This is a genomic window from Pseudomonas sp. XK-1 (genome assembly GCF_038069885.1).
Lineage (GTDB): Bacteria > Pseudomonadota > Gammaproteobacteria > Pseudomonadales > Pseudomonadaceae > Aquipseudomonas.
On the sequence record NZ_JBBPES010000005.1, the window covers coordinates 419,860 to 433,422 of the forward strand.

The window sequence follows — 13,563 nt, forward strand, 5'->3', positions numbered from 1 at the left end:
TTAAACCCACCCTACGCCCCTCCCACAGAGAGCATCTGCATGAGCATTCGCGTCCAGTCACAACCCTTCGATCCGGGCACTGAACTCAATGCCCTGCACGCCGCCAACCTGGGCATCGGTGCGGTGGTCAGCTTTGTCGGCTATGTGCGCGATTTCAACGAGGGCCGCGAAGTGGGCGGCATGTTTCTCGAGCACTTTCCCGGCATGACCGAGAAGGCCCTGGGCAAGATCGCCGAGGAGGCCGCACAGCGCTGGCCGCTGCTGGGTATCGAGGTCATTCACCGCATCGGCCGCCTGGAACCGGGTGAGCCAATCGTCTTCGTCGGCACCACCAGCGCCCACCGGCAGGCGGCATTCGACGCCTGCAACTTCGTTATGGACTACCTCAAGACCCGTGCGCCGTTCTGGAAGAAGGAAGACACCGCCGAAGGCCCGCGCTGGGTCGAGGGGCGCTGCAGCGACCAGGCGGCGGCCGAGCGCTGGAAAACTTCAGAGTGAGGGCAGCCTGGGTGCACGGATGCCGTGTGCCTTGTCCTTGCTCTGACGGTACTCGCGAAAGGCCTCGGCAATGATCTGGCGCAGCTGTTCGTCGTCCCAGGGTTTGGTCAGGAAGCGGTAAATGGCTCCCTGGTTGATCGCGTCGGTGACCGATTTCAGGTCGGTATAACCCGAGAGCACGATGCGTATGGTGTCCGGGTGCAGGTCCTTGACCCGGCTGAAGAACTCGGTGCCGCTCATCTCCGGCATGCGCTGGTCGGAGAGGATCACCTGCACGTCGTGCTTGGCCAGCAGCTCGAAGGCGTCCTGGGCGCGGGTTGTCATCAGGATCTTGTAGCCGTCGCGGCGCAGCAGGCGGGCCAGGGCGCGCAGGATATTTTCCTCGTCATCGAGCAGCAGCAGGGTCTGTGCCGGCTCACTGCCGCTGAGCTGCTGCATGCTCGGGGTCTGGGTCAGTATGCGTTCGCGGAGAAACACCTCAAGCTCGGCGAAGGGCATGGGTTTGGCGAAGTAGTAGCCCTGAAACAGGTCGCAGTGGCTCTTCTTCAGAAAGGCGAACTGCGGCTCGGTTTCCACGCCTTCGGCGATCACCTTGAGGCGCAGGTGGTGGGCCATGGAAATGATGCCCTGGGTGATAGCCGCGTCGTGCTGGTCGCTGATGATTTCCTCGACGAAGGAGCGGTCGATCTTGACCTTGTCGATGGGTAGACGCTTGAGGTAGTTGAGGCTGGAGAAGCCGGTGCCGAAGTCGTCGATGGCGATCTTCACCCCGAGCTTTTTCAGCTGGTGCAGGGTGCTGATCGCCTGCTCGGCATGGTTGAGCAGCACCCCTTCGGTGATCTCCAGCTCCAGCCGTTCGGCATTGAGCTGGTGCTTGTGCAGCACCGCCTGGATGGCTTCGACGAAGTTGCTGCGCTGGAAGTGGACCGAGGAGATATTCACCGCCACCGTCGGCCCGCTCATGCCTTGGTCGCAGAGCTGGCGCATCTGCCGGCAGGCGGTGTCCAGCACCCAGACGCTGAGGGGAATGATCTGCCCGGTGTCTTCGGCCACGGGGATAAACAGGGTCGGTGGAATAAAGCCTTTCTCGGGGTGATTCCAGCGCAGCAGGGCCTCAACCCCGACCACGCGGCCGGTGCGGCCATCGATCTGCGGCTGGTAGTAGAGGTCGAAGGCCTGGCTGTCCAGGGCCTTCTGCAGTTCGTTGCGCAGGGTTACGCGTTCGCCGACCCGCTGATTGAGGTCGTTGGTGTACCACTGGTAATTGTTGCGGCCCTCCTGCTTGGCCTTGTACATGGCCAGGTCGGCCTGCTGGATCAGGTGCGCGGGCTGCGCCAGCAGGCCGTCGCTGAGGGTGATGCCGATACTGGCGGTGATATGCAGTTCGATACCGCCCACCGGATAGGGGCGGGCGATGTCGCTGAGCAGGCGCTCGGCCACCAGCAGTACATCCTCCTCGCGGGCCAGGTCCGGCAGCAGCACCAGAAATTCGTCGCCGCCCATGCGTGCCACGGTATCGCCGGGGCGCACCTGGGCGCACATGCGCCGGGCCACTTCGATGAGGATCTGGTCGCCGGAATGGTGGCCGATCGAGTCGTTGATCGGCTTGAAACCGTCCAGGTCGATAAACATCACCGCCAGACTGCGCTGGTAGCGCTGGGAGATCTGGCAGCCCTGGCGCAGGCGGTCTTCCAGCAGGGCGCGGTTGGGCAGCCCGGTGAGCACGTCATGGCTGGCGTTGAAGCTCAGCTCGGCCTGGTAGCGGCGCTCTTCGCTGATGTCGTTCTGCACACCGATAAAGTGGCTGACCTGGCCGTGCTCGTCGAGTACCGGGGAAATATACAGATCGTTCCAGAACGGGTTGCCGTCCTTGCGGTAGTTGCGCAGCACCACATGCACTTCCAGCAACTGCTGCAGGTGGTGGCGGATCAGGGCGAGCGCCGGCTGGTCACGCTCGTCCGCCTGCAGGAAGCGGCAGTTGCGCCCCAGCACTTCGGCCTCGCTGTAGCCGGTGATGCGCTCGAAGGCCGGGTTGACGTAGATGATCGGGTGATCGGGAGCCCGGGCGTCGGTGATGATTACGCCGTTGAAGCTCGACTCCAGGCCGCGCTTGAGCAGGCGCAGCTGTTTTTCCGCCTCCTTGCGTTCGCTGATATCGCGCAGCGACAGCAGGCGTACCTGGCTACCTTCCCAGTCGGTTTCCGAGAGGTGGACTTCCACTTCCAGGGTCTCGCCGGCCGGGGTTGGCAGGTGCCATTCGAAGAGCTCACCGGCGCTCAGGGGCAGGTCGAAGACCTGGGCTTGCAACTGCGCCTGGTCGGCCCTGAACAGCCGCTCGGCCGCCGGATTGGCGTAACACAGCTGGCCCTGTTCATCGACCACCAGCAGGGCGTCGCGGGTGTCGTTGAGCAGCTTGCGGAAGGACTGCTCGCGGCGGGCGGCCTGCTGATGAGCCTTGTGCTTTTCCGTGACGTCGATGGCCAGCACCAGGTAACAGGGCTGCTTGTCGAACTCGAAATCATGCACCAGCACTTCGGCATACAGCTCACGGCCGGACTTGTGCAGGTAGGTCCAGACCCCGGCCTGGGGATCGGCACTTGGGGCGTCGCACAATCTGGCGTTGTAGTAGTCGAGAAAGCGCTGCTGCTCGTCCTGGCTGCGGATATCCAGCACGCTCATGTTCTTGAATTCGGCCTGGGAGTAGCCGAGCAGGCGAGTGGCGGCAAGATTAGTGGCCTGGAAGCACAGGGTTTTCTTGTCGAACACCCACATGGCTTCGGGGTTGGCTTCGAACAGCAGGCGATAGCGGTGTTCGCTATCGGCCAGTTCGGCACTGGCCAGGCTGCGGTCGATGGCGTAGCGAATGCTGCGCAGCAGTTGCCGGTTGTCGAACTGGCCCTTGACCAGGTAATCGGCTGCGCCCAGCTCGATGGCGCTGGCATCCAGGTGCGAATCGCCCTGGCCGGTGAGCAGGATGATGGGCTTGACCACGCCCTGCTGCAGGGCGTTGTCGATCAGCTCCAGGCCGGAGTCCGCGCCCAGGCGGTAATCCACCAGGTAGAGGTCATGTTCCTCGCGCAGCACCAGCTCCAGGCCCTGCTCGAAGGTGTTGCACCATTCCAGCTCGATCGGGATGTCGGGGTTCTGCCGCAGGATGTCGCGGGTGATGATGAAGTCGTCCTCATCGTCGTCGATGAGCAGCAGTTTCCAGCCTGGAGCGGTTCTAATCATTGCGGGGGCCATCCATGGGCAGCTCGACGATCTCCAGCCAGTAGCGAGCAAGATTTCTCACCACCTCAAGCAGGCCGCTGAAGCTGGCTGGCTTGGTGATAAAGGAGTTCACGCCTATAGCGTAGCTGCGCAGGATATCTTCGTCGGCCGAGGAGGTGCTGAGGATCACCACGGGGATGCTGCGCAGCAGGCTGTCGCCCTTGATCGCCAGCAGCGCTTCGCGGCCGTCCATGCGCGGCATATTCAGGTCGAGCAGGATCAGCCCCGGCAGCGGGTAGCGCACTTCATCCACGTAGGGCGGGCGGCGCTTGAGGTAGTTCATCAGCTCTTCGCCGTCATGGACGAAATGCAGGGGGTTTGCGATGCAGCACTCCCTGAAGGCCTCGCGGGTCATCATGCAGTCGTCCTGATCATCGTCGGCGATCAGGATCTGCACCAGTGGGGTGGTGGTCATTGGCTGGCCCTGTCTAGAGTGGGAAAGGTGATCCGGAATACGCTGCCCTGGCCGGGGACGCTACTGGCGGTAATACGTGCACCGTGGCGTTCGGCGATCTTCTTGACGATGGCCAGACCGATCCCGGTGCCGGCATAGGTCTCGCGGCCATGCAGGCGCTGGAAGGGATTGAAGATGCGGTCGAGGTACTTCTCGTCGAAGCCGATGCCGTTGTCGGCGATGCACAGGGTCCAGTGCGCGGCGTCCTCGGCCTCCACATACAGGCGGAGCAGCGGGCGGTTGCCGGGGACCTGGAATTTCAGGGCATTGCTCAGCAGGTTCTGCAGCAGCTGGCGCAGCTGGCTGGGGTCGCCCAGCACCCTGGGCAGTGGCGGGTATTCGATGCGCGCCTGGCTCTGTTCGATGGCGGTTTCCATGTCCCCGAGTACCTCGACGAGCACCTGGTTGAGGTCCAGGGGCTGCAGCGGCTGGCCGCGGGTATTGACCCGCGAATAGTTGAGCAGGTCGATTATCAGTGCCTGCATGCGCGCCGCGGCCGTGGTCATGCGCTGCAGGTAGTCGCGGCTTTCGTCATCCAGCGCCGCGCTGCGGCTGACCAGGCGCTCGGAGAAGGCCTGGATCTTGCGCAAGGGCTCTTGCAGGTCGTGGGAGGCGACGAAGGCGAACTCCTGCAGCTCCTTGTTGCTGCGTTCCAGTTCGAGCAGGGTCGCCTGCAGCTCCTGCTGGGTCTGGCGGCGTTCGCTGATGTTCTGGAAGTACACCGCCAGGCCCTCCTCGGAGGGGTAGACATGCAGCTCGAACCAACTGCCTAGGGGTGCGTAGAAGCTCTCGAAGTGGCAGGTCTGGCCGCTGCTCACAGCCTGGCGGTAATGCTCGCCGATCTCGCTGTCGTAGGAGCCGGTGAGGGCCAGCCACAGCTGCTGGCCGAGCAGGTCGGGGGCGCTGGCCTGCAACAGCCGTTCGGCTTCGGGATTGACGTAGGTAAAGCGCCAGTCGCTGTCGAGCGTGTAGAAGGCATCGCTGATGCTTTCCAGGGTGTTGCGCAGGCGCTCGGCCAGGGCCTGGGCCTCGGCCAGTGCCTGTTTGTAGCCGCTGACGTTCTTGGCGATACCGAATACCCCAACTATCTGCCCATCGACCATGATCGGCAGGTTGGTCACGTCCAGGGTCAGGGGCCTGTGTTGGCGGTCCTGCAGGCGCGTCTCATAGTGCTGCGGGGTGCCGGTGCTGGCCGCCCTGAGGTGCTCGCGGATCTGCACCTGCTGGTCGCTGGTGATCAGCTCGGTGAAGTGCTTGTCGATGATCTCGGCTTCGCTGAGTCCCAGTAACTGCTGGCCGGCATCATTGATGCTGAGAAAGTGGCCGTGCAGGTCGAAGGAGAATACCGGGTCCGGGTTGAACGCGAACAACGAGCGAAAGCGCTGCTGGCTCTCCTGCAGATGGCGACGGTCGGCCGCCCGGACGATGCCGATGGCCGCCAGTTGCGCGGCGGTGGCCAGAAGCTGGATCTGTTCGTCGTCCGGTGCCTGGGGATGGCGGTAATAGACGCCGAAGGTCCCCAGGCCCTTGCCGTCGTGGGAAATCAGCGGAAACGACCAGCAGGCCTTGAGGCCATGGGTCAGGGCCAGTTCGCGGTAGTCCTGCCAGAGCGGATCGCTGCGGATGTCCTCGCTGATCACCAGTTTCAGCAGGAAGGCCGCCGTGCCGCAGCTGCCGACGCTGGGGCCGATAGCCAGACCGTCGATGGCCTGGTTATAGGCCGGCGGCAGGTTGGGGGCCGCCCCGGTGTGCAGGTGCCGGCCACTGGCGTCGAGCAGCAGCACCGAGCACAGGGCCCCGGGTTGCTGGGCCTCGATCATCAGGCAGAGGGCTTCGAGGGTTTCGCCCAGGGGCCGGTCGTTGGAAATCATGCTGAGGATCTCCCGCTGGCTTTCGGCGTAGGCCTCGTTCACGACCAGGGGGGTGATGTCATGGGCGACGGCAAACAGGGTCTGCTCCTGCTCGGACCAGTCGACCGTCCAGAGGATATGCAGGACGCGTCCATCCTGGTGCCGGCAGCGGTTGCGCAGGGTGTGGCTGGCGAGTGCCTGCATGCCGGCCACTATCTCCTCCTGGGTCTGCTGGCGGTCTTCGGCCAGTACCAGGTCGATAAAGGCCTGGCCGATCAGGCTCTGGGCCGGGTAGCCGAAGAGTTTCTCGCAGGATGGGCTGAGTTCGTGGAAGCGTCCCTGGCGGTCGATTGAGCAAAACACGTCGTGGGTGAACTGCATGATCCGCTGGTTGAGGTTCTGCGTGCGCAGCTGCAGGGTCAGGCTCTGCTGCAGGTCCTGGTTGGTGCTTTGCAGCTGCTGCGAGCGCTCGGTGGCCAGCCAGGCCAGACGCTGGCTGAGCAGCAGGAAGAAACTCAGGGCCAGGCCGAACAGCAGGGTCAGGGTGGCCAGGTGGGTGGCGGCGTTCAGCGCCAGGGGATTGTGCAGGTAGGCGCTCAGCTGCCAGGTCTGCCCTTGGGGCAGCAGCAGGCTGCGCTGGCTGACCGGGGTGGCGTAGTGGGTGGGGCCGTCGGTCGAGTCGTACAGCAGCCGGTCGCCTTCGTGGGCGTGCACGACAAAGCCATTCAGGTCGCTGCCCAGCAGGCTGTCCAGCACGGCGCTGACGTTGAGGCTGGCAACCAGTAACAGCGGCGGCTGACCGGGCAACTGCAGGGGGCTGGCGAGCAGCGCATTGCGTGCGCGGGCAGCCCCGTAGTCGCGGGTCGAGCTGATTTGCGCACGGCTGCCAGCGCCTACCTGCTGCAGCCAGCTGCGCTGTTGGGCATCGGCGACAAATTGCTGCAGCCAGGCAGCATGGGCCGGTTGGCGGGCTTCGAGCAGGCTCGGGGCGAGGTCTTGATCGAGCAGCGCCAGCAGCTCCAGGTTGGGGAAATCACGCAGGTAGCTGTGCGCTTCCTGCTGCCAGAGACGGGGGCTGGGCATGCGCTCGACGATCAGCCAGCGATCGGCCATGCGCTGTATCAGCGCCAGGTGGTTGTGCAGTTCCTGCGTGGTGGCGTTTTCTATCTTCGCGAGCAGCAGATCGCCTTCGCGATTGATGTTTTGAATCGCCTGCATGCTCAGCAGATACCAGCTGCTGCAGGCGAGCAGGGTACCGATGACGCCGGCGGTCAGGGTGCGTGGGTCGAGCAGGCCATGTTCTGCGCGCGGGCGCAGGCTCAGGGCAATGATGCTCAGGCCCAGGCACAGAGCAAAAAGGTTGGCCACATGGGTCGAACCGTGTTTGAAGCCCAGGCGGACAATGCCGAGCGTCGGCCAGCTGTCGGCCAGCTGCGAGAGTATGGCCAGGATCATCAGTGCGCCGCCGACCAGACAGGCCGCACGCCTGGCCGCCCTTGCGCCGCCACTCAGGTACAGCGCCAGGGTGGCCAGCAGCATGCTCAGGGCCAGGCCGCTGCGCATGCGCAGAAAGCCGCTGAGCCAGGACTGGCCGATATCCGCACCGCCTGCCAGCAGATTGTGCAGCAGGCTGTAGAGGGTCAGCACGATCAGCAGTGCGGCCAGCAGGTTGCGTGCCTGCGTGGCCTGTCGGGTCGCGGCAAGAATCAGGCCGCCCATCAGCACCGACATCAGGGCGCTGTCGGGCAACAGCACCACGTTATGGCGAGTCGGTTGTTCGAGTAGCAGGTAACCGATCAGGCTGATCGCGCCCATGCCGAGCATGGCAAATGCCAGTATGTGCAGGTAGGCGGCAACGATCAGGTGGCGGGTATGCATTGTTACTCCTTCAACTCCGGGCAAACCCGCTTGGGCCCGTGCGCTTACCTGTTTCTGCAGGTGCTATGCGCGGCGTCCGCTAGTTGTTGTGTTCGCTTTCGTCCGGCTCGTCGAGGTCGAGCAGGACCACGCCCTGGGCATCGCGCCTGACTCGGGTGATGCCCGGGTGTTCGTGCTCCAGACGCTGCAGTTCCTGTTCCTGGCGCTCGATGGCCGATTGCTGGCTGCGTACCTGGGCCAGCAGGCGCTGGTTTTCGAAGCGCAGCAGGTAGAGGTCGATGGCCGACTTGATCGCGGCTTCGAGTTCGTAGTCGTCCCAGGGCTTGGAGAGGAAGCGGTAGATCTCCGCCCGGTTGATCGCCTGCATCATCGACTGGCGATCGCCGTGGGCGCTGAGCATCATGCGGATGGCATGGGGCTGGCGCTGCTTGGCGAACTGCAGGTAGGTGATGCCGTCCAGATTGGGCATCTGGTAGTCGGAAATGATCACCGCGAATTCGTGTTCGCAGAGCGCCTCCAGTGCCGTCTGGCCATCGCTGAAACTGTGCACTTCCCAGCGATGCGGGCGCAGCACCCGCTGCAGGGCGCTGAGGATATGCGGGTCGTCATCGAGCAGTTGGATCTTGATCATCAGGGCTCTCCGTCGGGTGTCGCCGCTGTGTCTTCGGGCTTGCGCACGAACAGGGTGTAATGCCCGCCCTCGGAGGCTTCGAAGGCGATCAGCTTGTCGATCAGGGCGCGGGTCAGGGGCTTGCCCTGGTTGAGCAGAAGCATGCCGTTCTCCGCGTGGAGGTTGCGCGCCAGGATCATGCCCGGCTCCAGGCGGCGGCTATCCAGGGCGAGAATGCTGGCGTCGGCCAGGGCCAGGTCGGGAGCCAGGGTGGTGCACAGGGCCACGAAGTGTTCGCACAGCTGTGGGTCGTAGAGTCGCCCGGCGTATTTCTGCATCAGCAGCAGGGCTTCATCGCGGTTTAGCCGGCGCTCCAGAACCAGGCCGCGCTGCAGTTCGATAAAGTCCACCGCCAGCTTGAGAATGCGCGAGCCGAGAGGGATCGCCGTGCCGGCCAGACGGTCCGGGTAGCCCTGGCCATCCCAGCGTTCCTGGTGATGGCGGATCAGGCGGCCGGCATCCTGTACCGGCTCCAGGGTCATCAGCAGGCTTTCGCCGACCACCGGGTATTGCCGATAGCGCGCCCGCTCTTCCTTGTACAGCAGGTCGGCGGGGCGCTGCAGCAGCTGGTCGTCCCAGGCCAGTTTGCCGATGTTGTACATGGCCGCGGCCATGGCCAGGTCGTTGCTGCTGCTCTCGTCGAGTTGGCGGAAGTCGGCAAAGGCCTTGACCAGGGCAATCACCTGGGTGTTGGTCTGTTGCTCCTTGCCCAGACGCTGGCCGACCAGGTTGGCGAACACTTCGGTGGCGGTGACATAGCTCCTGCGCAGCTCGGCGTAGGCCAGGTCGAGCATATCGGCGGTCTGTTCCAGCTCGGCGGTGCGGTCGCGCACGCGCTGCTCAAGGCTGGCGTTGAGTTCCTGCAGGCGCTGGTTCTGCTCGCGGGTCAGGTCTTCCAGGCGCAGCCGTTCGCGCTCGGAGTGCTGAAAGGCCAGGGCCTGGCGGATGATCAGGCGCAGCTCGTTATCGTCCCAGGGTTTGCTGATATAGCGGTAGATCTGCCCTTCGTTGATCGCCTTGACCGTGGTGGTCAGGTCGGCATAACCGGTCAGCAGGATGCGCAGGCAGTTCGGCCAGCGCTGCTGCACCTGGGCCAGCAGCGCCGCACCGTCCATGCCGGGCATGCGTGCATCGGAAATCACCAGGTCGATAGGCTGCTCGGCGAACAGCTGCAGGGCTGCTTCGCCGCTGTTGCAGGTCAGCAGCTTGTAGGGTTCGCTGCGCAGCACCCGGCGCAGGCTGTTGAGGATGTTCTCTTCGTCGTCGACCAGCAGCAGGGTGGCCAGCGCCGAATTCTCGGCTGCATTCATGGCTGTGGGGCGTCCGCTGGTGGTCTGGCATTGGCCTGGCGCAGCGGCAGGTTGATGCGAAAGCGGGTGCCGACATCCGGCTCGCTGTGCACCTCGATGCTGCCGCTGTGTTTCTGCACGATGTTGTACGACAGCGCCAGGCCCAGGCCCGTGCCTTTGCCTACCGGTTTGGTGGTGAAGAAGGGTTCGAAGATGCGGTTGAGCAGTTTGGGATCGATGCCCTTGCCGTTGTCTTCGACCTCGATCCAGGCCCAGTCGCTATCGCAGCCGGTGCGCAGGGTGATGCGGCCGAACTGCTCGATGGCGTGGGCCGCATTGACCAGCAGGTTCATCACCACCTGGTTGATCTGCGACAGGATGCACTCGACCTCGGGCAGTTTGCCGTACTCCTTGATCACCTCGGCCTTGTACTTGAGTTCGTTGTTGACCACGTTGAGGGTGGTATCCAGACCACGGTGCAGGTCGGCCGGGCGGAATTCGTCTTCCTCGATATGGGAGAAGTCCTTGAGCGCGCTGATGATCCGGGTGACCCGGTCGATGCCGTCTTCCGACTCGTTGATCAGGGCCGCCACATCGCCGCGGATATAGTCGTACTCCAGCTGGCGCTTGAGCTGACGCAGCTCATCGAGGTCGCCGGCCGCATCCACCGCATCGGCGATCTTCAGCAGGTCGCGGACATAGCCGTCGAGTGTCTTGAGGTTGGAAAACACATAGCCGATGGGGTTGTTGATCTCATGGGCTACCCCGGCGGCCAGTTGGCCGATGGCCGCCATCTTTTCCGATTGCAGCAGCTGGCTATTGGCGGTTTCCAGCTTGCGCAGCAGCTGGTCCTGTTCGGCCTGCTTGCTGCCCAGGGCCTTGAGCGCGGCCCGCAGCTGCTCGTTGCCCTGGGCCACGGCGCTGGTGTCATACACCACCAGGCCAAAGTGCAAGATGCCATCCGGGGTGACGAAGGGGAACAGCAGGGTACTCTGCAGGGCCAGCAGGTTGGACTCGTTGCCTGCGGTCTGCAGCTGCAAAGGCGGCATTTCCAGCCAGTGGTTGTAGACATGCCGGCCCCTGTCGCGGGCCAGTTCGATGCTGCGGTTGAAGTCGGCCGAGCCGGCCTCCGGGAAAACTTCGATCAGCGCCCGCCCGCAGGCCTGTTCGAGGGGGATAGCACAGCGCTCGGCGACAAAGTTATTCCAGTACTGAATCCGCAGATCTGTATCCAGCACGATTATCCCAAGGTGGATATTGCGGATCAGGGCACCGAGCAGTTGAGCTGTGAATCCTTCCATAGCAAGCTCCTAATAGCGGCATGACTGGACTCTTGGGCTAGAGTATTAGTCGAATCACCTCATGTAGCCAGAATTGAGACGCCATAAATATGGCATTTACAACCGAGTGCTACCATCTGTGTTGTTTAGCCAATTTAAGTCAGGTTAGACCATGCCTCATGCCGAGAGTGAAAGACTGATTGCCTACCGTTTCACCTTCGCAGATGGGCAAACGCTGGAGCACAGCGTCGATCTGCAGGGGGAGTCCGCTTCGGCCGGCGCGGCGGCCTGGGCTCGCCTGGATTTTCAGCAGTGCCCGCATTGCCCCCTGTCCGTCAAGGATAGTGCGCTCTGCCCCTTCGCCGCGGCCCTGCAGCAACCGGTCAGCATGCTGGCCAGCCATGCCTCGTTCGAGCCGGTGGAGGTGTTGGTGCGTTGGCGCGACCGGGAAATCCGCCAGCACACCACCTTGCAGCGTGCGGCCGGTTCGCTGCTGGGGGCCATTGGCGCTGCCAGCGGTTGCCCGCATACCCGGCTGCTGAAGGCCATGGCCTGGTTTCATCAGCCATTTAGCGGCAGCGACGAGACCCTGTTCCGGGTGTTGGGCAGCTACCTGCTGGGCCAGTACCTGCGCACTCAGCATGGTTTGACCGCAGACTGGGATCTGGAGGGGCTGCGCACGGTCTATCGCAACCTGCGTCAGGTCAATCTGGGCATGGCCCAGCGTCTGCGCTGCGCCGCCGAGGAGGACTCCAGCATCAATGGCCTGATCCTTCTCGACCTGCTGGCCGCCGACACCCTGTACAGCCTCGACCGTTACGACGGTGAGCTGGACCGCTTCTTCGCCGAGTACCTGGAAGACCCTGAGGGCGGCTGAGTGCGGTAGGCAGGGGCGCAGTACTACGGGCGTGAGCCAAAGGTGCTCATGGCGCGCTACCTAACCCACCAGGAGAAATTTCGGGCTGTATCGCTGCTGGGCTGGTTAGTCCAGCAGGGCCCCTACCACCCGGTTACGGCCATTGTGCTTGGCCTGGTACAGCGCGCGGTCGCTGGCGGCGTACAGGCGTTCATAGCTGCACGCCTGGCCGACCGGGACAGCCACCAGGCCGATGCTGACGGTCAGCGCCAGTTCCTGGCCCTCGAACTGGCGCAGTTGCTGTTCCACGCTCTGGCGCAGCAGCTCGGCGATCTGCAGACCCTGCTGTAGATCGCACTCGGGCAGCAGCAGGACAAACTCCTCACCACCAATACGCGCCAGGCTGTCGCTGGCCCGCACCTGGCTGGCCAGCAGGGTGGCGGTCTGACGGATCACCCGGTCGCCGAGCGGATGACCGTGCTGGTCGTTGATCTGCTTGAAGTGATCGAGATCGAGCATCAGCAGGCACATCGGCTGCTGGTTGCGTTCGGCGCGCAGCAGTTCGTGGGCGACGATCTCACCGAAGGCGCGGCGGTTAAGCAGGCCGCTCAGCGGGTCGTGTTCGGCCAGGTAGCTGAGACGAGCGTTCTGTTGTTCCAGCAACTGTTGCTGGGCTTCCAGGCGTTGTTGCTGGGTGTGGGTCTGTACGAAGTGGTGCCACTGCGACCAAGCCAGGGCCATGGCAATGGCGCAGATGGACAGGCCGTTGACCCGGTTGCTGAGCAGCAGGGCGGGGTCGCTCTGGGTTTGCCCGATGGCCCAGATAAACAGGCCCAGGGTCGTTGAAAATAGCAGCAGGGCGGATAGCGGGCGATGCAAAAACACCAGCGCCACCAGGGTGCAACCTACCAGCAGCGGGGTGATATTGCTGGTCACCAGTTGGTCGATGCTGCTGATCAGCGCGGCAAAACCCAGGGTGCCAAGGATGCCGACAGTGATGCAGGCCCGGCGCAGCCGCACCAGGTGCGGGTGGCGATTGAGCCACCAGGTGGCCAGGGCCAGCAGGGCGAAAAACAGCAGCATGGCGGCATGGGCGAAGATGATGCCCTGCACCCACAGCGCCTCGTTGGCTGACTGCGCCGGGCGGCCCCAGAACATCCAGATATGCAGCAGGTTGACCGGCGGTGCGATGGGCGCAGCCAGCTTCAGGCGGTGCAGATTCTGTTCCAGCTGCAGGGAGCTCCATTGCCGCTGAGTTCGTTGCAGGGCCTGCCAGTCGATACCGCCAATACGCAATGCGTGTGCTCCGCTTTACTCAGGTGTAGGGCCGCATCGGCGCTCCAGGATGGCGCTTAAGTTACAGTGCTTTTACCACCAAGGCGATGCGACCAGAGTCTGTATGCCGCCAGGCAGTGGGCGAAGGGGCCTGCTCCTTAGGGTGTGCCGTGCGCACCAGCGTCGGCTGCAGCGTTTGACGGCCCTACCCATTGCGGCCTCAGGCAGAGTCACTCTTGCAGA

General features: G+C 63.7%; 9 protein-coding genes. 2 read left to right on the forward strand and 7 right to left on the reverse strand.

The window, feature by feature from the left end; all coding sequences use genetic code 11:
- Positions 1 to 39: 39 nt before the first annotated feature.
- Positions 40 to 498, forward strand: coding sequence for a molybdopterin synthase catalytic subunit MoaE (moaE, locus tag WMW70_RS15810; RefSeq protein ID WP_341438416.1), 459 nt, complete (start codon positions 40 to 42; stop codon positions 496 to 498).
- Here moaE and WMW70_RS15815 read toward each other — a convergent pair.
- The 6 genes from WMW70_RS15815 to WMW70_RS15840 all read right to left on the reverse strand — a co-directional run bounded on the left by WMW70_RS15815 (position 490) and on the right by WMW70_RS15840 (position 11,210).
- Positions 490 to 3,729, reverse strand: a complete 3,240-nt coding sequence (locus tag WMW70_RS15815) for an EAL domain-containing protein (RefSeq protein WP_341438417.1) — start codon at positions 3,727 to 3,729, stop codon at positions 490 to 492. The two genes, moaE and WMW70_RS15815, sit on opposite strands and share 9 nt — an antisense overlap.
- The gene (locus tag WMW70_RS15820; protein WP_341438418.1) at positions 3,722 to 4,183 is read right to left on the reverse strand and encodes a response regulator; all 462 of its coding nucleotides are present in this window, start codon (positions 4,181 to 4,183) and stop codon (positions 3,722 to 3,724) included. The genes WMW70_RS15815 and WMW70_RS15820 overlap by 8 nt, the downstream gene beginning before the upstream one ends.
- Positions 4,180 to 7,950, reverse strand: coding sequence for a PAS domain S-box protein (locus WMW70_RS15825; protein WP_341438419.1), 3,771 nt, complete (start codon positions 7,948 to 7,950; stop codon positions 4,180 to 4,182). The genes WMW70_RS15820 and WMW70_RS15825 overlap by 4 nt, the downstream gene beginning before the upstream one ends.
- Positions 7,951 to 8,029: 79 nt before the next feature.
- The gene (locus tag WMW70_RS15830) at positions 8,030 to 8,581 is read right to left on the reverse strand and encodes a response regulator (protein ID WP_341438420.1); all 552 of its coding nucleotides are present in this window, start codon (positions 8,579 to 8,581) and stop codon (positions 8,030 to 8,032) included.
- On the reverse strand, positions 8,581 to 9,930 hold the full coding sequence (locus tag WMW70_RS15835) for an HD domain-containing phosphohydrolase (protein ID WP_341438421.1): 1,350 nt from the start codon (positions 9,928 to 9,930) through the stop codon (positions 8,581 to 8,583). Before WMW70_RS15835 ends, WMW70_RS15830 begins: the two co-directional genes overlap by 1 nt.
- Positions 9,927 to 11,210, reverse strand: coding sequence for an ATP-binding protein (locus WMW70_RS15840; protein ID WP_341438422.1), 1,284 nt, complete (start codon positions 11,208 to 11,210; stop codon positions 9,927 to 9,929). Before WMW70_RS15840 ends, WMW70_RS15835 begins: the two co-directional genes overlap by 4 nt.
- A 151-nt stretch (positions 11,211 to 11,361) precedes the next feature.
- Here WMW70_RS15840 and WMW70_RS15845 point away from each other — a divergent pair, with 151 nt between their 5' ends.
- Positions 11,362 to 12,066, forward strand: a complete 705-nt coding sequence (locus WMW70_RS15845) for a DUF6901 family protein (protein WP_341438423.1) — start codon at positions 11,362 to 11,364, stop codon at positions 12,064 to 12,066.
- A gap of 105 nt (positions 12,067 to 12,171) precedes the next feature.
- Here WMW70_RS15845 and WMW70_RS15850 read toward each other — a convergent pair whose 3' ends face one another.
- Complete coding sequence (locus WMW70_RS15850) at positions 12,172 to 13,341, reverse strand: GGDEF domain-containing protein (RefSeq protein ID WP_341438424.1); 1,170 nt, start codon at positions 13,339 to 13,341, stop codon at positions 12,172 to 12,174.
- Positions 13,342 to 13,563 lie beyond the last annotated feature (222 nt).